We start from the raw sequence: 22,386 nt of genomic DNA on the forward strand, positions 1-22,386 counted from the left end.
CGCTTAAACGTTTAATCTGCTCTTGCGGATGGCCGGTATCCCGACCTGCGGGGTGTGGCGAATTGTCTCACCCCTGATTTCAGACCAGCCAGCACATGCCTCGCCCGCTCAAGTCGCGGAACGGACCGCCCTGATCAACGACTCCAGCGAGTACCCCAGATGCGGCGCAAGTGCCTCGGCACGCGAACTCAATGCCTCGATATCCAGCGTCTGATCGAGGTCGGCAGGCACAATCAGAATGACGTTGCCCTCCTTTACCGGCAGCTCCCAGTAATGACGGTGGTACAAACCCCGCAGCAAGGCCGCGCCCAGCGGTTTACCGTCGTCGGTGGCCCACTGGTTGATGATCAGCCAGCCACCGGGATTGAGGCGTTGCTGGCAGCCCTGCAAAAAATTCCAGGCCAAATGCCCGACGCCCGGCCCGACATCGGTGTAAAGGTCGACAAAGATCAGGTCGGCAGGCTCTGCGCTGTCCAGCAACTCCAGCGCATCGCCGATGCGGATATACAGACGCGGATCGTCATCGAGCCCCATGAACTCCATGGCCAGACGCGGCACGTCCGGACGCAGCTCGATGACTTCAACGTCTTCAAGCGGCAGGAACTTCATGCAGGCCTGGGTCAGCGTGCCGGCACCCAGCCCCAGAAACAGCGCGCTGTCCGGCGCGTCGTGACACAGTGCGCCGATCAGCATCGCGCGGGTGTAGTCGTATTCCAGCCAGCTCGGGTCAGCCGTAAACGTGCAGCTCTGCTCGATAGCCTCGCCAAACTCCAGAAAGCGGTAATCCTCCACTTCCAGCACGCGGATCATGCCGAAGTCGTCGTGGACCTCGGCCAGAATTCGTTCTACGCGCTCACGCTCTTCCGTCATTACCGTTCCTGGTCATCGCTGCGCCGAGCGCAAAACGCGAATTGTCCGGCAAGCGCGCGGCTTTGTCACACATTGCCGGGCGCTATGCCATCCCGGTGGTCTGCCCTACGCTGGCAGAGCAACGGCGAACTGCTAACATGCTGGCCCGATTGCACAACCCTAGAGCCAATAATGAGCCAACCCTGGAGCCCCGACAGCTGGCGGGCACTGCCGATTCAGCAGCAACCTCACTACCCTGACGCCGCGCACCTGCTGAAGGTCGAACAGACCCTGGCCAGCTATCCGCCGCTGGTGTTTGCCGGCGAAGCCCGAGAGTTGCGCCGCCAGTTTGCCGAAGTGACCCAGGGTCGCGCGTTCCTGCTACAGGGCGGCGACTGCGCGGAAAGCTTCATGGAGTTTTCCGCCGCCAAGATTCGCGACACGTTCAAGGTGCTGCTGCAGATGGCCATCGTCATGACCTTCGCCGCCGGCTGCCCGGTGGTGAAGGTCGGACGCATGGCCGGACAATTTGCCAAGCCTCGCTCGGCAAACGACGAAATCATCGACGGCGTAACGCTCCCGGCGTATCGCGGTGACATCGTCAACGGTATCGGTTTCGATGAAAAAAGCCGTGTGCCGGACCCGGAGCGCCTGCTGCAAGCCTATAACCAGTCCACCGCCACCCTAAACCTGCTGCGTGCCTTCGCGCAGGGCGGGTTTGCCGACCTGCATCAGGTGCACAAGTGGAATCTGGACTTCATCGCCAACTCGGCGCTGGCCGAAAAATACAGCCAGCTGGCCGGACGCATCGATGAAACGCTCGCGTTCATGCGCGCCTGCGGCATGGACAGCTCGCCGCAACTGCGTGAAACCAGTTTTTTCACCGCCCACGAGGCATTGCTGCTCAATTACGAAGAAGCCTTCGTGCGGCGCGACAGCCTGACCAATGATTACTACGATTGCTCGGCACACATGCTGTGGATCGGCGACCGTACCCGGCAACTGGACGGCGCGCATGTCGAATTCCTGCGCGGGGTGAACAACCCGATCGGCGTCAAGGTCGGCCCGAGCATGAACACCGACGACCTGATTCGTCTGATCGACATCCTCAACCCTGACAACGATCCGGGCCGTCTCAACCTGATCGCGCGGATGGGTGCAAACAAGGTCGGCGATCACCTGCCACAGCTGATTCGTGCGGTCGAGCGCGAAGGCCGCAAAGTGCTGTGGAGCTCCGACCCGATGCACGGCAACACCATCAAGGCCAGCAGCGGCTACAAAACCCGCGACTTTGCGCAGATCCTCGGCGAAGTGAAGCAGTTTTTTCAAGTGCATCAGGCTGAAGGCACTTATGCCGGAGGCATCCATATCGAAATGACCGGGCAAAACGTCACCGAATGCATCGGCGGCGCCCGCCCCATCACCGAAGATGGTCTTTCGGATCGCTACCACACCCACTGCGACCCGCGCATGAACGCCGATCAGTCACTGGAGCTGGCGTTCCTGATTGCCGAAACCCTGAAGCAGGTCAGGCGCTAAGCAGAGCAAGCCGCCCGCTCAGCGCTTGAGCGGGTCATCCCAGAACGAACGCTCGACTTCCTGCTGAATGTCGGCTCGACTCAGCCCCAGATCCTTCAGCGTGCCATCACTCATCTGCGCCAGATAGCGGCGCTGACGGTGCAGCTCCAGCCAGCGCTGCAAGTGATGCTTCAACCACACCAACGCCTTGCCAGGCTGAGCATGCCCGGCAGGCCTTTCGATCAATACACACTCTTTTTGACCATTCATCATCTTGCCCTCCGTGTGAGATGACTAAAGTCTCGCGCCTGACCCAAGATCAATCCAACGAATGTTTCTTATGCAATGCATCTTTAAAATTGATGTATTGATCGACCAAAATGTGCTGCCGCTCACACCGGCAGTCGATAATTATTTAAGTGCCCACTTGCCCCGACAGACATATAACTACTATATAAAAACCCAAGCCAGACATACAGCGACCTTACAGCAAGCCAAGCGCTTTCGTTATTACAGAATAGACTAGCGTTTCGATTGACAGGCCCCGTGAACGTTCTAGAATTCTGAAAACAGCTTCTTGGGTAACTACTATAACAACCATTATACCAATGCCCATTATAAAAACGGCTGACACCCGTCCATTGAAGATAATAGCTAACCGCTGAGGGTGCCAAGAGGCGCCCCCTAAACGAGAAGACGTGCATCGGTAATATGTAGCGTTCTGGAGAAACACATGGGCATGGAAGCCAATCGCATTTTATTCAACGCCGAACCATTTGGATTCGGTCCCTCTGCGGCAATTGCCGCCATTGCACCTTACTTTATAGGCAGCGGCTGCCATGCCTACGCGGGTGAAGGGCACTCACTGGATCTGCAAAAGCACCTTCCCTATCGAAAAATCCATGACATGACCGGAAGCAGCCCGAGAGACTGGGATAAAATAATCTCTGATGTCGATATCGTTGTAACAGCCATGGATCTCGACATAGCAATTCGATCACTGTCCTTAGGTAAACGCGTTGTTTTTTATGATGCCTTGACCTGGTGCTGGCAAGCAGAAACACGCTGGCCCCGCATCGAAGAACTTATTCACCGCCCTCGCTTGCTTTATATTGCCCAGAACTTTATAGGCGTAGTTGAACGCCTAGCGGGCATAAAATCAAAAAATCACTTTGTTGTCCCGCCCATTACATCCCGAACCAGGTACGCACCTCGAAATAGTGAGTCCAACGTTGTCCTGCTTAATCTGGGCGGACTTAAGAACCCTTATACCGATGAGGCGATGCTTATCGACTTTGCCCGCGCGATTACGCTCGCCTTGCGTGCAGCACTCGATCAGGGGGTAAAGCTTCACATCGCCACCAGCCAAACAATCGCAGAAGCACTGGAATCAGACGATGCCACCACTTACCCCCTTACGGAGGTCGCCCGGATGATGCATGACTGCCAATTTGCAGTTTGTACACCTGGCTTGGGCAACATCTACGAATCGGCTGTTATGCAAACACCGGTCATATGGCTGCCGCCGGTCAACAATACGCAAGGCCTTCAGCTGGCTCATCTGCGCAACGCCGGTATGGTTGACGCGGAGCTAGGCTGGGAAACGCTGGGCGTCAACATTGATTACACAACGTCCACACAAACCTGTCTGGCTAGCATCGACGAGGCGATTTCAACACTGGGAGACATTGAGCGAAGTGCCGTTCTCAATGAAAAAATGGCAGTTGCAGTTGCCCGCATGCGCCAGTGCACAGGCGGCAAGACTTCTCGGCTGATCGAACGCTTCGGCAGCGGAGGTGACGCAGTGGCCGCTCAAAAAATCAGGGAATGGATAAACGTACCCGAAAACGGAGATCGCTTATGAAAATTGCCCAGGTTGCCCCTTTGTTCGAGGCGGTCCCGCCTCAACGCTACGGAGGTACGGAGCGAGTGGTGTCCTACCCCACTGAGGCACTTGTTGAACTAGGCCACCAAGTGACGTTGTTCGCCAGCGGCGACTCATTGACGTCTGCAGAGCTTGATGCAGTCTGGCCCGCCGCTCTGAGGCTCGATTACGGAAGCTTCGACGTCATCAGCCCGCACCTGGTCATGATGGAACGCGTGAGGCGTCGTGCGCAGGAGTTCGACATTATTCACTTCCACCTGGACTTCTACCCCTTCTCCCTGTTCAGCCGCCAGCCCACACCGTTTGTTACCACCTTGCATGGTCGAGTCGATCTGCCCGCACTCAAACCGGTGTTCAATACCTTTGCAGACATGCCGCTTATTTCGATTTCCAACGCTCAACGCAATGATCTGCCAGCCGCCAACTGGGTGGGCACGGTGTATCACGGCTTGCCGCTACAACTCCATACACCCCGGCAAGTGGAAAGGACATACCTTGCTTTTCTGGGACGAATCACGCCTGTGAAGCAAGTCGATGCGGCCATTCGCATCGCCCAACAATGCGATATCCCCATCAAGATTGCTGCCAAGATAGACGCCGTTGACAGCGCTTACTTTGAACGAGACATACGTCCGCTATTGGATTCCCCGCTGGTCGAATACATAGGTGAGATCAATGAGCAGGAAAAAACCACTTTCCTGTCAGGCGCCTTGGCACTTTTGTTTCCTATTGATTGGCCAGAGCCTTTCGGTCTGGTCATGATCGAGGCAATGGCGTGCGGTACTCCAGTGATCGCATTTCCCTCCGGCTCAGTCCCGGAAGTCATAGAAGACGGAGTCACAGGCTTCGTTGTCCGCAACGAAGCAGAAGCGGTAGCCGCCGTCCATAAGGTGGACCAGCTATCTGCCATGCGAATACGCGAGCAGTTTCAAAAGCGTTTTTCAGCGCGTCAAATGGCCGAAAACTATGTCCATGCCTATCAGTCACTCATTGACCGGTCCTCATCTAAAAGTCGTCATCGCAAAAAACAGAGCTGACGCATAAGATCAGCTTGAAGAATGTTTCTTATTCAGTCCATCTGGGAGATTGATGGTTTGGCCAACTATCCAGGCATCGATACAGAGCTGCTGCGCACCTTTGTGGCAATTGCCGACCACGGCGGTTTCACCCGCGCAGGTGAAGCCGTGAACCGCACTCAATCGGCGGTCAGCATGCAAATGAAGCGTCTGGAGGAGGATGTCGTACAGCGTCAACTGTTCCAGCGTGAAGGCCGGACCCTGAACCTGACGGCAGAGGGGCAAGTGTTACTTGGCTATGCGCGGCGCATCCTCAAGCTGCACAGTGAGGTGTTCAATACGCTGCGCGAGCCACACATGATCGGGGTGGTAAAAATCGGCTCGCCCGACGACTACGTGATGCGCTTTTTGCCCGGCATTCTTTCGCAGTTCGCGCAGGCCTACCCGCTGGTTCAGGTAGAGGTGCATTGCGAACCGTCCGACCTGCTGCTGCAACGCAATGACCTGGACCTGGACCTGACCATCGTTACGCGCAAGCCCGGCACCGAGATCGGTACGCTGTTGCGTCATGAGCGTCTGGTCTGGATGGAAGCCAGCGGTTTTGCTCCGCATGAGCAAAACCCCATTCCGCTGGCGATGTTCAATACGCACTGCTTCTGTCGCGACTGGGCATGCAACGCACTGGACAGCGTGGAGCGTGATTACCGCATCGCCTACAGCAGCTCCAGCATGGCAGCAATCACAGCAGTGGTCAGCGCGGGCCTGGCAGTCACTGCACAGTTTCAAAGCCTGATCACTGCAGATTTGCGCATCATCGGCGCGGCCGAACAATTGCCCGAGCTGCCAACGGCAAGCATCGTACTGCTGCGCAATCCGAAAAACCCCTCGCCCATCACCGAATGCATGGCCGACTACATCATCGACGGCTTCAAACCTTGAGCGCGAGAATGACTGCGCAGAGCACCAGAAACACGCAGAACATCAGGCGCAGCGTTCGCTCCGGCAGCGAATGCGCCAGTTTGACACCCCAACTGATGCTCGCCAGACCACCAATGGCCAATGGAACGCCCATCGACCAGTTGACGTGATCGTGCAGCGCGTAGGTAACCAGCGTGATTCCGGTGCTCGGGGCTGCGAGGGACAGCGCCAACCCTTGCGCCACAACCTGTGTCGTGCCAAACACGCTGGTAAGAATCGGCGTGGCCACCACTCCCCCGCCAACGCCAAACAGACCTCCGGTCATACCGGACCCGACGCCCAGCAGCCATAGCCATTTTTCATGGCGCAACCCGCTACCGGCCTGATGGCCGCGCCAATACATCTGCGCCACGTTGAACACGGTCAGAACCACCAGAAAGCCGACAAAGCCCAGGCGCATGCTTTGCGGATCCACGCGCACCGCCAGCAGCGACGTCAGCCAGGCAAAAATAAAACTGGGAACAATCAACATCAACGCATTACGAAGCAAAATCCGGTTGCGCTGGTTATAGCGCCACAAGGCGAGCAACACGTTAGGCAGCACCATCAACAACGCTGTCCCTTGCGCCAGCTGCTGATCCAGACCGAACAGCACACCCAGCGCGGGAATCGCCACAAGACCACCACCGATTCCGAACAGCCCCCCCAGGGTGCCCATCGCTGCACCCAGTAACACAAACATCACAATTTCAATCACACTACGTCCCCGCCCAGTCAATGGCCAAATGCTACGCAGTCCTGCGCGCAACCAACACCCGGTGTTACCTGTTTTTTTTTGCGCGCGGCGCAAGCTGTCAGCGCTTTGAGCCTGCACGCTCGAAATTATCTGGCACATTAAAGAATGCAACACTAAGTTAAACTCATTCGACTGAGTTTGAGGACCTGATATGAGTGCCGAAGAAAACCCTGCCCACGCTGCACCTGCCGATTGCGATTCGCTGCTGCTGGATAACCAATTGTGCTTCGCCCTGTATTCCACCTCATTGATGATGACCAAGGTTTACAAACCGCTGCTGCAGGCGCTTGGACTGACCTATCCGCAGTACTTGGCAATGATGGTGCTGTGGGAAAAAGACGGCCTTACCGTAGGTGATGTCAGCACGCGCCTGCTCACCGATCCGGGCTCTCTGACACCTTTGCTCAAGCGTCTTGAGGGCGAGGGCTTTATCAGCCGCACCCGCAGCAAGGAAGACGAACGCGTGGTATTGCTGCACCTGACTGAACAAGGTCGTGCACTGCAACACCAGGCACTGAGCATACCCGGCTGTATTCTGTCGGCGAGCGGCCTGAACATGGAAAGGCTTCGTGACCTGCAGACACAGTTGCTGGACTTGCGTGACCATCTGCACCAGAGCCTTTAAGACAAAGGGTCACGCCCCCCGGACTGACCTGTTGCTCGTCTCGCCAAAGCCCCGCACATCAAGGGGCTGGCAAGATTTCCAACTGCCCGCCCTGGTAGCTTTCCTCCTCCGGAAAAGACCTCTTTCGACTTTTCGCAAAATTTAGCTTGCGCGCTAACTATCCTTGCACTACCTTTGCCCTGCACTTAGTTAGCGCGCAAGTATTTTGCACAATTAACCCTACCGAACGAGGAAAAATCATGGACACTCTTTACACCGCAGTTGCAACCGCCACAGGCGGCCGTGATGGTCGTGCCGTATCCAACGACAAGATTCTCGACGTCAAACTCGCCACTCCGAAAGAGCTTGGCGGTGCTGGCGGCGCAGCCACCAACCCGGAGCAACTGTTCGCTGCCGGTTATTCGGCCTGCTTCATCGGTGCCCTCAAATTTGTCGCCGGTCAGAGCAAACGCAGCATCCCGGCAGACGCCTCGATCACCGCCCACGTAGGGATTGGCCAGATTCCCGGTGGTTTCGGTCTGGACATCGACCTGCATGTAAGCCTGCCCGGCCTTGAACAAGCCGACGCTCAGCAACTGGTCGATGCCGCTCATGTGGTCTGCCCTTATTTCAACGCCACACGCGGCAACGTCGATGTGCGCCTGCATGTAACCGTCTAACCCACCGGCCATAGATACGAACATGAGCAAGGGAACGAACATGAAGACCTTCAGCAAAGTCATGACGGGTACGCTTCTCGCACTGTCCATCGGCAGCGCGTTTGCCGCAGGCGATCCTGCCATCGAGCACAACACTCAGGCTTTTCTCGATGCCTTGAATTCGGGCACTGGCAAGCCCATTGAGCAGTTGTCGCCGAAAGATGCCAGGGCCGTGCTGGTAGGAGCACAGGCAGGGGTCAAACTGACGCTGCCCAAAGCCGATGTCAGCGAAAAGACCATCAACGTCGATGGCCAGCCGATCAGCCTGAATATCGTGCGCCCTGCTGGCGTAAAAGGGACCTTGCCGGTTTTCATGTTCTTCCACGGCGGCGGCTGGGTACTGGGTGATTTCCAGACCCACGAGCGACTGGTCCGCGATCTGGTCGTGGGCTCGGGCGCGGTAGCGGTGTTCGTCAATTACACGCCTTCACCCGAAGCGCATTATCCGACGGCGATCAACCAGGCTTACGCAGCAACCAGATGGGTAGCTGAGCACGGCAAGGAAATCAACGTCGACGGTAAGCGCCTGGCTGTGGCGGGTAACAGCGTAGGCGGCAACATGGCAGCGGTCGTTGCACTGATGGCCAAAGAAAAAGGCACTCCGGCGCTCAGGTATCAGGTGCTTCTGTGGCCGGTGACTGACGCCAACTTTGATAACGATTCATAAAACCAATACGCCGAAGGCCACTTCCTGACCCGTAACATGATGAAGTGGTTCTGGGACAACTACACCACCGATGCCGCGCAACGCAACGAGATCTACGCCTCGCCGCTGCGCGCCACCACCGAGCAACTGAAAGGTCTGCCACCGGCGCTGATTCAGACCGCCAGTGCCGACGTGCTGCGTGATGAAGGCGAAGCCTATGCGCGCAAGCTGGACCAGGCGGGCGGGCCGGTCACGGCGGTACGTTACAACGGCATGATCCATGACTACGGTCTGCTCAACGTGGTCAGCCAGGTCCCGGCTGTTCGCTCAGCCATCCTGCAGGCGTCTCAGGAGTTGAAAGAACACCTGAAATAAAGGCAGACGCTCAAACTTCAGCCGTAAAAAAACCCGCAGCAATGCGGGTTTTTTGCGTAACGGGGTTACAAAACCATGCTTACTTCGCACGGCCTTTGTAGGAACCGCCTTCACGGGTATCGATCTCGATCATGTCGCCGATTTCGATGAAGTCAGCAACGCTCAGCTCGGTACCGTTTTTCAGTTTGGCAGGCTTCATGACCTTGCCCGACGTGTCGCCACGAGCGGAGCCTTCGGTGTAGTCGACCTGACGCACGATAGTGGTCGGCAATTCTACGGAAACCAGACGGTCTTCGAAGAATACGGCTTCACAAACGTCAGTCATGCCTTCTTCGACGAAAGGCAGAACGCTTTCGATGTCTTCGGCGTTCAGCTCGTACATGGTGTAGTCAGTGGTGTCCATGAACGTGTAGGTGTCACCGCTGATGAAAGACAGGGTGGCTTCCTTGCGATCGAGGATCACATCGTCCAGCTTGTCGTCGGCGCTGTAAACGATCTCGGTCTTGTAACCGGTCAGCAGGTTTTTCAGCTTGGTCTTCATGATCGCGCTGTTACGACCGGATTTGGTGAATTCAGCTTTCTGAACCAGCCAAGGATCGTTTTCGAGACGGATCACGGTACCGGGTTTCAGCTCTTTACCAGTTTTCATTGCATATATCCGAATTTGGATGGAATTAACCAAAGGCTCTGTACGAGAAACAGCCTGCGCAGGCCTTTTTCGTACAGAGCCTTGTATCAAGGCCGCGTATCATAGCGAATTTCCATAAAACTGCACCAGCGCCGTGGCAAGATCAGTCTGTGCGGCTTGTTGCAGACACCAGTGCCCGGCGTGCTTTTCAATTTCAGCCCAGTGTTCGGTGAGTGCCAGCCAGCTTTCGTCCAGGTCGCTGCCGATATTCCAGTTCTGCCAGAACTGATTCACAGCATGCGCTGCCTCAGGCGCAAGATCCGCCAGGTAGAGCGCTAAAAACGCATCAAGCTTGGGCAGGTGCGCGTCGTCTTCCTGCTGATAGATGTGCCAGAGCATCGGCCGCCCCGCCCATTGCGCACGGACGAATGAATCTTCGCCGCGCACGACGTTGAAATCGCAGCTCCACAGCAGTTGGTCGTAGCGTTCCTGGCGGATGAACGGTAACACCTGAACCGTCAGCCCTCCCCTTACCTGCATGAAACCTGCGTGTAACTCATCGTCGACACCCAGCCAGCGCCGCAGATCGGCGAGAATGCGCCCCTCCGGCACCAGCAGGTGATTCGGCCGACTGTCGCTGGCCAGCGCGTCAAGCCAGCTGCCCAGCCCGGGATTTTCATAGGCAAATACCGAGATCAAGCGGGCATCAGGCAACGGTTCGACGCCCAACCCCTGCAAGAAACCTTGCCTCGCGGCCTTGTCTTGCTGAAATCTCTGGCGCTGTTCGATCAGGTTTCTTTCGCGCAGCAAGCCGCCCGTGGCGTCGGAAAATCCGGGAAAGAAAAAGAACTTCTTCAAACCGTTCAACTGTGGCGAAGGCAAACCGTGGCAACCCGAGACCCAGTCTTCGGCGCTGAGGTACTCAAGGTTCAACCACAGCGGCCTTGGCGAACGCTGCAGCATCGATTCGGTATAGGGCGTCGGCAGGCGGCAGGCAAAGGCCTCGATGACCACGTCAGGAATATCGCTGTTTACCCATTCAGCGGGCCACTGGCACACCCTCACGCCCTCTTGCCATTGCTGCTGAGCCTTAAGATCAGCGTCGGGACACAAGCGAACGAAAGCCGACAGGTCATCGATCCATAAACGCACATGCAGACCCTGCTCGGCAACCAGCTGGCGTGCCAGACGCCAGGTCACGCCGGCATCACCGTAGTTGTCGACTACGCTGCAAAAAATGTCCCACGAGACTTTCATCGTGGCTCCCTGAGGCTGGATGGCAAAAAACGTTGATTGTCGTTCAGAACGCCCCGTTGCCACCAGCCTGATGCCACTGGACAGCACAGTTTTCATGCCCGGCCATCAGGCATGGCACAATCGCATCTGTTGCCCTGCAAGGAGTTCAGCCATGTCATCCACTACCCGCCGTCGCGACCTGTATGTGTCGTTGAAATTGATTGTCTGCATTGCGCTGGGTATCTGGCTGGGCGTAATGGCGGTGTTTCTGACCGCACTGCTGTATTACAAAAGCCTGCCCCCGGCGCAAACCCAGGCGTTGGAAAACGCCGCCGCCCAGCTCACCGCCCCGCCTGCGCAAAAAACTGCCGCGCCGTCTGGCCCGGAGACTGAAATGTTCCGCAAATACGAGCAAAGCCTGCGTGAAAGCGAGGCCCGTCAGGCCCGTGAACAGGCTCAGGAACAACAACAGCGCACCTTCAACCGTTCCAAGTGTGATTTCTGGATACAGCAGGACCGCACTGCGCCGAGCGAAAAAAGTCGCGCCAGCATCAATCAGTACTGCGGATAAACCATGAACAAGCAGGACGTGCTGCAATCGATCATCGACAAGCTGGAAATCGATCTGGACATCGCGCAACGGGCGGCACAGACCGCCTACGAAACGGCAACCCACGAAGAGAATATTGCCGAGAACAAATACGACACGCTGGGGCTGGAAGCATCGTATCTGGCAGCAGGCCAGGCACGACGTGTCGAGGAGATTCGCCAGTCGCTGGCGGCGTATCGGAAATGGTCGCTCAAGCCATTCGATGAATCACGCGGCATTCAGACCGGTGATCTTGTCGCTGTCGAAGCCTTGAGCGGTCAGACGCAATACCTGTTTCTCGGCCCTGATGCTGCTGGCCTGAAGGTCAGCGCAGGTGAACAACTGGTCACGGTCATCACTGCCAAGGCACCGCTGGGGCAGAGCTTGCTGGGAAAATTCGAAGACGATGCCGTACAGATTGTCATCAACGGCAGCGGACAATCCTACGAGATCACACAAACGATGTGACACACCCGGCATCTACAGGGTTGATCGCACCAAGTTTTTGTGGGTAAGGTGAAGCGTCGCCATCATCACCGCAACCGGGGCAACATCAAAGCAAACAAGGACTAAAACCCAAGGAGATTTTTCATGACGAACGTCATCGCTTTCCCTGACGCCCATGAACGTGATCGCCTGAAGTCCAGTCAAGATCCGGCGTTGAGATACCTGAACAAGAAAGAGCGACAGCTGATCGACCAATTGCGTTCCACCAGCCATGCGGGACGCCAGTACGTCTATGACTATGCCAGCATCATGCATTTGTCCAGGCCGTTGTATCCCGAACCTGTGGATTGACCCTGATTGCAGAGCCTGGCCAAAGGCTGCGCCGGTATATCGGCGCAGCTTCCAGGATCATGTCTGCCGGGTTCAGCGTGTCAGCGAAAAAATCAGTGCAGAGATCGCCACCACACCGGCGGCCACCACAAAGTAGTTCGACCATGCACCTGCATATTTGCGCATGGCGGGTACTTTGTAGACGGCATACATCGGCATCAGGAACAGCAGCGCCGAAATCACCGGCCCGCCCAGGGTCTCGATCATGCCCAGAATGCTCGGGTTCAGCGTTGCGACCATCCAGCACACCACCAGCATGAAGACTGCTGTCAGACGATCCAGCGCCTTTGGTGCAGGACGACGCCCGGTTTTCAGAACCAGCCCTTTCAGGCCCTCGCTTGCACCGATGTAGTGGCCGAGAAACGACTTGGAAATAGCCACGAACGCAATCAGCGGCGCCACGAAGGCGATGGTCGGGTTGTTGAAGTGGTTGGCCAGGTAGGAAAGGATCGAAATGTTCTGTGCCTTGGCCTCGGCCAATTGGGCTGGCGAGAGCGTTAATACGCAACTGAACACGAAGAACAGCACCATCACCACCATCAAACCGTGGGCGCGGGCCAGTATCTGCGAACTGCGTACCTCGGCGTTTTCGCCGTACTGACGTTTCTGATCAACGGCAAACGCCGAGATGATCGGCGTGTGGTTGAACGAAAATACCATTACCGGAATGGCCAGCCACAGGGTAGGCAGGAACGCTGAAGGCTCGGGAAAGGTGGTCGCGGTACTCAGGATGCCACCGGTCCAGTGCGGAATCAGGAATACCGCCAGAAACAGCAGTGCGACGATGAAAGGGTAAACCATAAGGCTCATCGCCTTGACGATGATCCGCTCGCCACAACGCACCACGGCCAGCAGGCCCATGATCAGCACGAACGCCAGCGCTGCGCGTGGCGGCGGCGCTATGTGCAACTGATGCTCAAGAAAACTGCCCACGGTATTGGTGAGGGCCACGCTGTAGATCAGCAGAATCGGAAAGATCGCAAAAAAATACAGCAAGGTGATCATCGCGCCGGCGCTTTTGCCGAAATGCTGCTCGACCACTTCAGTGATATCGGCCCCTTCACGCCCGGACAGTACGAAACGGGTCAGCCCGCGGTGGGCATAGAACGTCATGGGAAACGCCAGCAACGCCAGCACCATCAGTGGCCAGAAACCACCGATGCCTGCATTGATGGGCAGGAACAGCGTACCTGCGCCAATGGCAGTACCGAACAATCCGAGCATCCAGGTGGTGTCATTACGGTTCCAAGAGGCGATGCTCTCGGGAGCTACATCCAGGCGTTCTACGACGCCGTTAGCCTGATCATTCATCCGGTCGACTCTCCGTGGCCGGTTTATCAAAAAGGGCAGCGCGTCGAAAAAGCCGGCAGTTCAGCGCTCCCCTCGAAAACAGCGGGCGAGATTCTCCGGGATTGACGCCAGAAGTCAAAGGCTTGTAGGACAACAATTTCCGGACTGTAGGCAGGCAATCCCGTGCACGCCTTCTGCACAAAGGGCTGGAGAATGATCGACCTCTTGTCGACGACGTCGTGGTTTTACAGGGCAGCGCGCTCAGTGAGCACCCGTGCCTGCATTCTGCGCGGGAACAGTTTGCGTTTTTCAGCCAGCCTCACTCATTAGCTGGATAAGCAGACAGGCGTTCTTTCACTTGATTCCGGTACAAGTTCTCATCACGATTGAAAGCCTGCTGCATCGATTCATCTATCCATGTATAAATGCTGTTACACATTGGCCCATCTCTGGAGACTCAGCGCATGCGTTACGCGCTCGATCATAAGGCCCAAACCCATCAACGTATCGTCAAGGAAGCGTCCATGCGCTTTCGTCGCGATGGCATTGGTGCTACGGGCCTACAACCTTTGATGAAGGCACTGGGCTTGACCCATGGCGGTTTCTACGCGCATTTCAAATCCAAGGATGATCTTGTTGAACAGGCATTGAGTCACGCCCTCGACAATGTAAAAGGAATCACCAGCGACGTTTTCGCCAGACAGGACTCGCTCAGTGAATTCATTGATCTCTACCTCTCTATAGACAGTCGCGATTCGCCAGACGGCGGTTGTCCACTACCGACCATGTGCCTGGAACTGGGTCAGCGCGACCAGCCCAGCGCAACAACGGATAAAATCATTCTTCACTTGCTGGAACTGTTCGATCAGTCTCTGGCGCAGACGGGTGCTGAATCCAAGAGCCTGCCGGTGCTGTCTACCTTGGTAGGCGGCCTGGTACTCGCCCGCAGTGCTTTTAACGAAGAATTGTCGCAGCGCATTCTGGACACGACCCGGGACTATCTCAAACAGGAGATAAAGAAGAGCGCCAACTGACTTATCGAAAACAGAACGTTATCAAGATCCGTTCTCGATAAAGCGTGCATAAACAGACAGGCCGATCATTGATCGGCCTGTTTTTTTAATGGATAGAGCGAGGCTTAATCAATTGCCAGCTTCTCGCGATTCCTCTCCAGAATAGCCTTGCCAATGCCCTTTACTTCGATCAATTCATCGACGGAGGTAAACTCGCCATTGGCGTCCCGGTAAGCAACGATGGCATCGGCCTTGTTTTTTCCTATACCCGCCAGTTCTTTCTGAAGCATTTGCGCATCAGCGGTATTGAGATTGACCTTATCGTTACGTTGCTCGTGAACGGCGGCGGGCGCTGCGTTTTCCATGGTGGCGGGCGACACGGCGGAGGAAGACGGTGCCGCAGTGGCGTTGACCGCAACCGAGGCACTGGTAAGCAAGGCAAAGATCAAAGCACTGAAGATACGGGTTCGCATAGATAAGGCTCCATAACAGTTAAAGGCAGCATTTCACATGCTGTGCCTGAAACTTAGAGCACTGCTGCCGCCTGGAAAAGAAGTCGAGCGTTGCTGTCTATGTCCAGATCAATCAACGTATGTCTGCCGTTGCCGGGCACTCGGTAATCGTTGATCAAATCACGGTTCGCCGCTGCGTTCCTGATACATCCAGTCAACGATTTCACCTTCCGGTGCATACCCGTTTACGGTTTCTCGCAGCAATTGACGCACGCTGTTGTAATCGTCGCGATCCACCGCATCCAGCAGTTTTACAAGACGGCCCTTCAAGACATCCCACTGCAGGAAATCTTCATTCGCACTCATGATCATCGGGTGCTCGGTGGCAACGACGTTGTCCCCGATCAACAGCTCTTCATAGAGCTTTTCACCAGGACGCAGCCCGGTGAATTCGATGGAGATATCTCCCTGCGGGTTTTTTTCGGAGCGAATGGACAGACCGGACAGGTGGATCATTTTCTCGGCCAGTTCGACAATCTTGACCGGCTCGCCCATGTCCAGAACGAACACATCCCCACCATGCCCCATGGAACCCGCCTGAATGACCAGCTGCGCGGCCTCGGGGATGGTCATGAAGTAACGGGTGATCTTGGGATGCGTCACCGTCAACGGTCCGCCTGACTGGATCTGCTTGTGAAACAGCGGAATAACCGAACCGGACGACCCGAGCACATTGCCGAAACGAACCATTGTGAAGCGCGTCTTGTTGACCTGATAAACGTTGGCCTTGTCACCGAATATCACCGGCGCGGTCTCGCGACTCAGCGCCTGCAGTATCAGTTCGGCAAGGCGCTTGGTGCTGCCCATCACGTTGGTCGGGCGCACTGCCTTGTCGGTGGAAATCAGAACGAAGTTGGAAACACCCGCCTGCAACGCCGCCTGTGCGGTATTGAGCGTACCGACGACGTTATTGATGACTCCCTCGGCAATATTGTGCTCGACCATAGGGACATGCTTGTAGGCTGCAGCGTGATAGACCGTGTCGACCTTCCAGGTTTTCATGATCGACAGCAGCTTGGGGTGATTGCGTACCGACCCGAGTATGGGCAGCAACTTGACCGAGAGAGACTCGCGAGCCGCTCGCTGCTCAAGCTCGGTAAGAATGCTGTAGAGGTTGAACTCGCTGTGGTCGAGCAACAGCAACTGGGTGGGCTGCAACAGTAATATCTGTCGGCACAACTCTGAGCCGATCGAGCCGCCTGCGCCGGTTACCAGCACCGTTTTGCCCTTTATGCAGTGCTCAAGCAGGTTGTCTCGGGCCGGAACTGCATCGCGTCCCAGAAGGTCCGCGATATCGACTTCCTGAAGATCGTCTACCTTGACCCTGCCAGCGGCAAGGTCCATGAAGCCGGGAACGCTTCGTACGTGGAGCGGAAAGCCTTCCAGAAAGCCCAGAATTTCCCGGCGACGCCCGCGCGATGAAGACGGGATCGCCAACAGGATTTCCTGAGCACCAGTGGAATCTATCATTCGCTGGATATTTCGGGGCTTGTAGACCTGAAGGCCGGAAATCACCCGATTGGAAATCGATTCGTCATCGTCAATGAACGCCACCGGATGCATAAGGCGTCCCATGCGCAAGGCAGCAACCAATTGGTTTCCTGCCGCGCCAGCGCCGTAAATGGCGACCTTCTGCAGACCGTTGTCACTCTTGGCAAAGGGTACGTGTTGCGCTGCGGCGAACCAGTCGCCGAGAAAATACTGCCGCATGGCCAGGCGCAGGCCGCCGATCATCACCATGCTCAGCCACCAGTAGTTGAAGATGACCGAGCGCGGCACCAATTGCTGGTGATTGCTGTAAACGTAGACCATGCAACCGAGGATCAGAGAGGACATCGTGACGGCCTTGATGATCGCAATCAGGGCGTCGTTGCCGAAATAGCGCATCACCGCGCGGTACATGCCAAAACGAATGAACAATGGGATAGCAGCCAGCGGCGCACTGATGAAAAGCCAGGTATGTTTTTCCAGAGGATTGATCAACTCATCAATTCCCAAGCGCACGACAAACGACATCCACAGCGCGAGCCAGACAAGAAGAACGTCAGCAGCGACCTGAATTATTCGCTTTTTGCGGCGTGGTAGAGCCAGCAAACTGGCCCGCAACCTGCTCATCAATTGTTTAATGCTCCGTTATGATACCGGCTGAACCATCACCTCATACCAGTATCTGTGAAACAGCTACGAGCCTGAGACAACCAGAAAACCGCTTCGTTACCTGATTTCCGCCTCACCGGCGCGGAACCTTAGCGCCAGAAAAACAAGGGGGATGTACGCAATTACCGTCCATATCAGCCCTTCGCCATCGCCCAGTGCCACCCACATCGCAATAGGTAACAACCAGACCAGATTGATCAGCCCCACAGCCAGCGTGACCGGCGAATGCCTGCCGTAATGACGTGACGCGAACTGATAAGCATGGCTGCGATGGGCCTCATAGAGCTTTTCCTTGCGCAACAGACGCCGGACAAGCGTTACCGTGGCGTCGACAATAAACACACCCAGCAGAATCAGCCAGGACCAGAGTAACTGAGGCGAGGCCCAGGAACCCTGAATGGATAGCACACCGAGCACTATTCCGAGAAATCCGCTGCCTGCATCGCCCATGAATATCTTCGCCGGCGGAAAATTCCAATAAAGGAAACCGGCAACGGCGGCAGCCAGCAAAAGCACCTCCCACGACAGCCCGACATAGTCACCGAGCGCATAAATGATGCTCATGCCCAGGCACACCGTAACTGCCTCGATACCAGCGATCCCGTCAATACCGTCCATGAAGTTATAAAGATTCAACATCCATACCAGGTAGAACGCCGCGAGTACCTGGCCGACTGCACCAGGGGTGAATGTCCACCCCATGATGTCAACCGGAGCGAGCCCGTCCAGCCAGAACAACGCCCAGGCAGCGGCAAAAAAATGCCCCAGCAGGCGCCATCGTGCGGCGATGTGCCCATGATCGTCCATGAAACCGATCACGGCGACCAGCCCTCCCGAGCCGACGATTGCAGCAAGAGCCGATGCAGATAGCCCCCCCGCCCAAGCCAGAACTGCCATCGCCATGACAAAGGTAACGACGATAGAAACGCCACCGCCCCTGGGTGTAGGTGTGGAATGTGAGCTGCGGGCATTTGGAACGTCGATCAAACTTCTGGCGAGGGCATACTTGCGCAGCAACGCCGTCAGAAGCAGAGACACAAAGGCAATAGCAATGACTGACAGCCACTCAATCATGTTTGTCGTGTTCCAGATAATATCGAGCAGTATCCTGCATGGCGTGTTCAATACTCACAGGTGGATGCCAGTCCAGCATCGTACAGGTTTTACTGATATCGACCTGCAGCGAGCTGCATAACCGTTGTGAAAAGGCTTTCTTGCCAAGCAATGCAGCAGCGCTTTTCAACAGCCCTGCAGGCACCGGCAGCAAGCGTGCCGGTTTTCCGAGGGCCTTGCCCATTTCACGCAGAAGTCGGGTAGTGGACAGATCGTCCCCGTCACTGACCAGAAATGTCTGGTCACCTGCAGCAGGATGATCGACGCAGACCATGGCCAGATCAGCCAGATTATCCACCGCCACCAAGCTTCGACGATTGTTGATGGACCCGAGCGGAAGCGGCAGCCCCTTGTCGAGCCAGCGCATCATGCTCTTGAAGTTGGCCTTGACCCCCGGGCCATAGACCAGAACCGGACGAATAATCACAACCTGCATACCGGATCGGGCAGAAAGCTCGCGTAGCCCCTCCTCGGCCTTCTGCTTGGAAACACCATAAGCGTCCAGTGGATTACAGGGATCGTCGGCTCTGAACGGCGCACCGAGATGGGTGAACTCGCCGTTGGCCTTGATGGAGCTGAGGAAGATAAAGCGCCTGACCCCCGCTGCTGCAGCTTGCTCGGCAAGATTCAGCGTCGCAGTGACATTGGCGCGAAAGTATTCCTGATCCGGCTCGTCAGCAGTCTCATTGAGTACATGGACCCGGGCAGCACAATGAATAACTACATGCGCCCCGGCCACAAGATCAGACCATTGGTTATCCGGGGCCAGAGACTCTGCGCTGACAACATTGATGCGTTCTGAAGAGCAGCTATAGGCCCCTCGCACCGCGACCCGAACAGAATGACCGGTATGCTCAATCAATCGGCGCACCACAGCACTGCCCACGAAACCTGTCGCACCTGTTATTGCAACCAATGCAACATCACCGCTCATGCAAGAACGCCCTTCCAAATTAGCCAAATATTCCGTATATGACGCTTTTTGACAACTGAAATATCTTCAATTCATTTTATAACTTTCCAGCTGGCGTAAGAACCCTTTTCGGCAACGCACCTGAATCAACTGTATAAATCCCTGCATCAGTGCCCTCCGGCCTTCAGTGTGGGCCAGAGGTGATTTACACTAAACCGGGTCAGGTGCACACCTTGAAAATTCAATTACCCCCCAACCATAACTAGCACGCTCGCCCCTCAAGGAATAAGCAGTTCCACGGTTCTTTTTTCAAGCGAGTATTTACGACCCAGAATATTCCCCAGCATCTTTTTCGCAGTTGCCTCGCCATGCACCAGTCGAATCTGCGCAGGCCACTCTTTCATGCCGGTCACGAAACTGACAAGTCCTGCCTGATCCGCATGGGCGGAGTAACCTTTGGCAGTATGAACCTCTGCGTGGATATCAAAGCGTTCACGATCCAGTTCGACATAGCCACCCAAAGGACCGTGCATCTGGATGGCTGCACCGGGTGTGCCCTTGCCCTGATAGCCGACAAACACCACGTTATGCCTGGCATCGCCCAACATGGCTTTCAGGTAATTGACAATTCTGCCGCCGACGCACATGCCGTTGCCGGCAATCACGATGGCCGGACGCGCAGTGCTGGTCAGGTAGTTGACGGTACGCAGGTGCTCCTCATGCGTATCGACGGTGATCAGCTGCTCGAAACCCAGCGGCTTTCTGCCAGCGTCAAGCCTTAGCCGGGCATCCTCATCACAATAGTCTTCGAATGCCTGATAAACCTTCGTGAACCGGCTCGCCAGAGGTGAGTCAAGAATGATCGGCAATCTCGACCAATCGGCAGGCGGTACTTCACCTCCAGCCGGGAGCGCACTGTTTTCGACAGAGTGATTCAACGGCATTTTGCGCCGCAGAATGTCCTCCAGCTCGTAGAGCAATTCCTGAGTACGGCCGATGCTGAACGCAGGTATCAGAACGGTGCCGTTATCTTCGAGTGCCTTGTCAATGATCTGCTCAAGTGCTTGCTGGCGAATGCTGCGATCCTCGTGAAGGCGATCACCGTAAGTGCTTTCCAGAATCAGAACATCCGCGCGTTCCGGGGGCTTGGGGGCTGGCAGAAACGGTGTGTGACTTGCGCCGAGATCACCGGAGAACACTACACGCAGGGAACGCCCTTGCGCAGGGTAATGCAGATCGCACTCGATATAGGCAGAACCGAGTATATGTCCGGCACGCTGCAGACGAACCCGGCAGTGCAATTTTTCGTGTTCGACCAGACTGAACCAGTTATCGAATGGCAGCGCGATGATTCTCTTGTTGATGAGCTCCAGGTAACGCTGTATTTGTTCGGGGTCATGCGCAAACTCGATCTTCAGAATATCTTCCATGACCAGTGGCAGCAGATGGGCGCTGGGCTCGCTGCACAGTATGGGTCCCTTGTAGCCAGAGGCCAGCAACTCGGGGATACGCCCGACATGGTCATTGTGCACATGGGTGACCAGCAGCGCTCTGATGGTCTCGGGATCGAACCCGAACGAGGCGGCACGCTCACCGCGCTCCTGCACCGAGCCGCAGTCGATCAACAGGTTGCTCGAGGCGTCCATACACAATTGATGACAGGAACCGGTTACCGTATCGACAGCACCGTGATGAATGATTTCCGGATAAGACATGCAGTTACCTTTTCTTGCCAGCCTGTACTTGATGTTTGCAACATCCGGCATCGGATCTGAACAGTAAGTTTCGGCGCATTCTGCACGTGAAAGGCTTATTTTCAAGACTTGACACAAAGCTGTCAGGACAGCAGCAATCGGCGCTGCTAAAGAAGATAACCGGCTACCCCTTTAGAATGGGCACCTGAATTAAAAAAGAGATTAATCCTACACACTGAAGTAACTACTCTTCGTACAACAGAAGAATAAACTGACAGAATTATAAGTCCGATTTTTGAAGAATACCGACGATAAGCGTGAAGCACATGCCAGCCTCGAAACGCCGCATGCCATTCGATGGGGTGCAAGGGCGTGGAGAATACGCATATTACGTCGCCAGAAATGCCTTCGGCGACGCCTGATCAGCGCTGCTCAAACGGAGCGAGGGGAAGGCGTACGTTTTTTGCGAAGACTGGATATCCATGTCAGCACCGGACCGATAACCATGCCCAGCAGCAGAGCCAGGACAACTGGCAATGCCAACGGAAGCTGAGGCGCTGACCAGCCGAAAAAAGTTACCGCGACAGATTGCCGGTTTTCAAGCACGAACACGGTTGTTGCCAAAACAGCAAGCAACACGGCGACGATCAAAATGACTCGTTTGAAGATACGCATCTGGTGATCCTGTGGTAAATGGCTTCAAAAGCCCTCTTCTTCATCCTCATTGACCCGATCCCGCAACTCTTTGCCCGGTTTGAAATGCGGGACAAACTTGCCGTCGAGACTAACCGACTGGCCGGTCTTCGGGTTGCGCCCTACTCGCGGTGCACGGTAATGCAGTGAAAAGCTGCCAAAACCCCGAATTTCGATTCGGTCACCGGTCGCCAGGCACTGGGACATTTGTTCAAGCATGGTCTTGATGGCCAGCTCGACATCCTTGGATGAGAGCAGCCCTTGATGGGTGACAATTCGTTCGATCAACTCCGACTTCGTCATATTTTTCCCTTCTTTTTCAAGCAGCTAGATCAGCGCTTGGAAGGTTTTAGCATGACCGGATGAATTTGAACAGCCCATCTAT

At 55.8% G+C, this 22,386-nt stretch carries 23 protein-coding genes and 1 pseudogene; 11 read left to right on the top strand and 13 right to left on the bottom strand.

Features of this window, described 5'->3' with window-relative positions; genetic code table 11:
• Positions 1 to 108 precede the first annotated feature (108 nt).
• Positions 109 to 870: a spermidine synthase gene (locus tag AC4ANE_RS19670; RefSeq protein WP_002554539.1), complete on the bottom strand. Its 762-nt coding sequence runs from the start codon at positions 868 to 870 to the stop codon at positions 109 to 111.
• Between the two features lie 171 nt (positions 871 to 1,041).
• On the opposite strand from AC4ANE_RS19670, the gene AC4ANE_RS19675 reads away from it, so the two are divergent.
• Positions 1,042 to 2,388, top strand: coding sequence for a class II 3-deoxy-7-phosphoheptulonate synthase (locus AC4ANE_RS19675; RefSeq protein ID WP_002554540.1), 1,347 nt, complete (start codon positions 1,042 to 1,044; stop codon positions 2,386 to 2,388).
• Positions 2,389 to 2,406: 18 nt separating this feature from the next.
• Here the strand turns inward: AC4ANE_RS19675 and AC4ANE_RS19680 are convergent, their stop codons facing one another.
• Positions 2,407 to 2,640: a DUF1127 domain-containing protein gene (locus AC4ANE_RS19680; RefSeq protein ID WP_002554541.1), complete on the bottom strand. Its 234-nt coding sequence runs from the start codon at positions 2,638 to 2,640 to the stop codon at positions 2,407 to 2,409.
• A 460-nt stretch (positions 2,641 to 3,100) separates the two neighbouring features.
• On the opposite strand from AC4ANE_RS19680, the gene AC4ANE_RS19685 reads away from it, so the two are divergent.
• The 3 genes from AC4ANE_RS19685 to AC4ANE_RS19695 are packed head-to-tail and all read left to right on the top strand — an operon-like array spanning position 3,101 to position 6,207.
• Positions 3,101 to 4,231, top strand: a complete 1,131-nt coding sequence (locus AC4ANE_RS19685) for a hypothetical protein (RefSeq protein ID WP_002554542.1) — start codon at positions 3,101 to 3,103, stop codon at positions 4,229 to 4,231.
• Positions 4,228 to 5,289, top strand: a complete 1,062-nt coding sequence (locus AC4ANE_RS19690) for a glycosyltransferase family 4 protein (protein WP_002554543.1) — start codon at positions 4,228 to 4,230, stop codon at positions 5,287 to 5,289. Before AC4ANE_RS19685 ends, AC4ANE_RS19690 begins: the two co-directional genes overlap by 4 nt.
• Before the next feature lie 57 nt (positions 5,290 to 5,346).
• Positions 5,347 to 6,207, top strand: a complete 861-nt coding sequence (locus AC4ANE_RS19695) for a LysR substrate-binding domain-containing protein (RefSeq protein WP_206597676.1) — start codon at positions 5,347 to 5,349, stop codon at positions 6,205 to 6,207.
• On the opposite strand, the gene AC4ANE_RS19700 is transcribed toward AC4ANE_RS19695, so the two are convergent.
• Complete coding sequence (locus AC4ANE_RS19700; RefSeq protein WP_002554545.1) at positions 6,197 to 6,943, bottom strand: sulfite exporter TauE/SafE family protein; 747 nt, start codon at positions 6,941 to 6,943, stop codon at positions 6,197 to 6,199. The genes AC4ANE_RS19695 and AC4ANE_RS19700 overlap by 11 nt on opposite strands.
• Before the next feature lie 190 nt (positions 6,944 to 7,133).
• Here AC4ANE_RS19700 and AC4ANE_RS19705 point away from each other — a divergent pair, with 190 nt between their 5' ends.
• From AC4ANE_RS19705 to AC4ANE_RS19715, 3 genes and pseudogenes are all read left to right on the top strand, one after another.
• Positions 7,134 to 7,607: a MarR family winged helix-turn-helix transcriptional regulator gene (locus AC4ANE_RS19705; protein WP_002554546.1), complete on the top strand. Its 474-nt coding sequence runs from the start codon at positions 7,134 to 7,136 to the stop codon at positions 7,605 to 7,607.
• 239 nt (positions 7,608 to 7,846) lie between these two features.
• The gene (locus tag AC4ANE_RS19710; protein WP_002554547.1) at positions 7,847 to 8,266 is read left to right on the top strand and encodes an organic hydroperoxide resistance protein; all 420 of its coding nucleotides are present in this window, start codon (positions 7,847 to 7,849) and stop codon (positions 8,264 to 8,266) included.
• A gap of 40 nt (positions 8,267 to 8,306) precedes the next feature.
• Positions 8,307 to 9,326 (top strand): annotated as a pseudogene (locus AC4ANE_RS19715) (alpha/beta hydrolase).
• 79 nt (positions 9,327 to 9,405) lie between these two features.
• Here AC4ANE_RS19715 and AC4ANE_RS19720 read toward each other — a convergent pair.
• Both AC4ANE_RS19720 and earP read right to left on the bottom strand, forming a co-directional pair.
• Positions 9,406 to 9,975: an elongation factor P gene (locus AC4ANE_RS19720; RefSeq protein ID WP_002554550.1), complete on the bottom strand. Its 570-nt coding sequence runs from the start codon at positions 9,973 to 9,975 to the stop codon at positions 9,406 to 9,408.
• 99 nt (positions 9,976 to 10,074) lie between these two features.
• Positions 10,075 to 11,211, bottom strand: coding sequence for an elongation factor P maturation arginine rhamnosyltransferase EarP (gene earP / locus AC4ANE_RS19725; RefSeq protein WP_031597151.1), 1,137 nt, complete (start codon positions 11,209 to 11,211; stop codon positions 10,075 to 10,077).
• A gap of 151 nt (positions 11,212 to 11,362) precedes the next feature.
• Here earP and AC4ANE_RS19730 point away from each other — a divergent pair, with 151 nt between their 5' ends.
• From AC4ANE_RS19730 to AC4ANE_RS19740, 3 genes are all read left to right on the top strand, one after another.
• On the top strand, positions 11,363 to 11,761 hold the full coding sequence (locus AC4ANE_RS19730) for a hypothetical protein (protein WP_002554552.1): 399 nt from the start codon (positions 11,363 to 11,365) through the stop codon (positions 11,759 to 11,761).
• A 3-nt stretch (positions 11,762 to 11,764) separates the two neighbouring features.
• Positions 11,765 to 12,247, top strand: coding sequence for a GreA/GreB family elongation factor (locus AC4ANE_RS19735; protein WP_005731296.1), 483 nt, complete (start codon positions 11,765 to 11,767; stop codon positions 12,245 to 12,247).
• Positions 12,248 to 12,370: 123 nt separating this feature from the next.
• Positions 12,371 to 12,577, top strand: coding sequence for a hypothetical protein (locus tag AC4ANE_RS19740; protein ID WP_002554553.1), 207 nt, complete (start codon positions 12,371 to 12,373; stop codon positions 12,575 to 12,577).
• 72 nt (positions 12,578 to 12,649) lie between these two features.
• Here AC4ANE_RS19740 and AC4ANE_RS19745 read toward each other — a convergent pair whose 3' ends face one another.
• Positions 12,650 to 13,927 (bottom strand): aromatic amino acid transport family protein, encoded by a 1,278-nt coding sequence (locus tag AC4ANE_RS19745; protein WP_005731295.1) that lies wholly within the window; start codon positions 13,925 to 13,927, stop codon positions 12,650 to 12,652.
• Between the two features lie 443 nt (positions 13,928 to 14,370).
• Between AC4ANE_RS19745 and AC4ANE_RS19750 the strand changes: the two genes are divergently transcribed.
• A complete protein-coding gene (locus AC4ANE_RS19750; RefSeq protein WP_002554555.1) occupies positions 14,371 to 14,940 on the top strand; it encodes a TetR/AcrR family transcriptional regulator in 570 nt (189 codons plus the stop codon).
• A gap of 104 nt (positions 14,941 to 15,044) precedes the next feature.
• Here AC4ANE_RS19750 and AC4ANE_RS19755 read toward each other — a convergent pair whose 3' ends face one another.
• From AC4ANE_RS19755 to ihfB, 7 genes are all read right to left on the bottom strand, one after another.
• Positions 15,045 to 15,392, bottom strand: coding sequence for a ComEA family DNA-binding protein (locus AC4ANE_RS19755; protein WP_002554556.1), 348 nt, complete (start codon positions 15,390 to 15,392; stop codon positions 15,045 to 15,047).
• A gap of 159 nt (positions 15,393 to 15,551) precedes the next feature.
• Positions 15,552 to 17,546, bottom strand: a complete 1,995-nt coding sequence (locus AC4ANE_RS19760) for a polysaccharide biosynthesis protein (RefSeq protein ID WP_004665954.1) — start codon at positions 17,544 to 17,546, stop codon at positions 15,552 to 15,554.
• Between the two features lie 99 nt (positions 17,547 to 17,645).
• Complete coding sequence (locus AC4ANE_RS19765) at positions 17,646 to 18,662, bottom strand: MraY family glycosyltransferase (protein WP_031597146.1); 1,017 nt, start codon at positions 18,660 to 18,662, stop codon at positions 17,646 to 17,648.
• Positions 18,655 to 19,635, bottom strand: coding sequence for a UDP-glucose 4-epimerase family protein (locus AC4ANE_RS19770; RefSeq protein WP_002554558.1), 981 nt, complete (start codon positions 19,633 to 19,635; stop codon positions 18,655 to 18,657). The genes AC4ANE_RS19765 and AC4ANE_RS19770 overlap by 8 nt, the downstream gene beginning before the upstream one ends.
• Positions 19,636 to 19,892: 257 nt before the next feature.
• On the bottom strand, positions 19,893 to 21,329 hold the full coding sequence (locus AC4ANE_RS19775; protein ID WP_002554559.1) for an MBL fold metallo-hydrolase: 1,437 nt from the start codon (positions 21,327 to 21,329) through the stop codon (positions 19,893 to 19,895).
• 411 nt (positions 21,330 to 21,740) lie between these two features.
• Positions 21,741 to 21,983 carry a lipopolysaccharide assembly protein LapA domain-containing protein gene (locus AC4ANE_RS19780; RefSeq protein ID WP_002554560.1) on the bottom strand — a complete coding sequence of 81 codons (243 nt, stop codon included), beginning with the start codon at positions 21,981 to 21,983 and terminating at the stop codon, positions 21,741 to 21,743.
• Positions 21,984 to 22,007: 24 nt separating this feature from the next.
• A complete protein-coding gene (gene ihfB / locus AC4ANE_RS19785) occupies positions 22,008 to 22,304 on the bottom strand; it encodes an integration host factor subunit beta (RefSeq protein WP_002554561.1) in 297 nt (98 codons plus the stop codon).
• Positions 22,305 to 22,386: the final 82 nt, after the last annotated feature.

The organism is Pseudomonas sp. Pme6b (assembly GCF_058129925.1).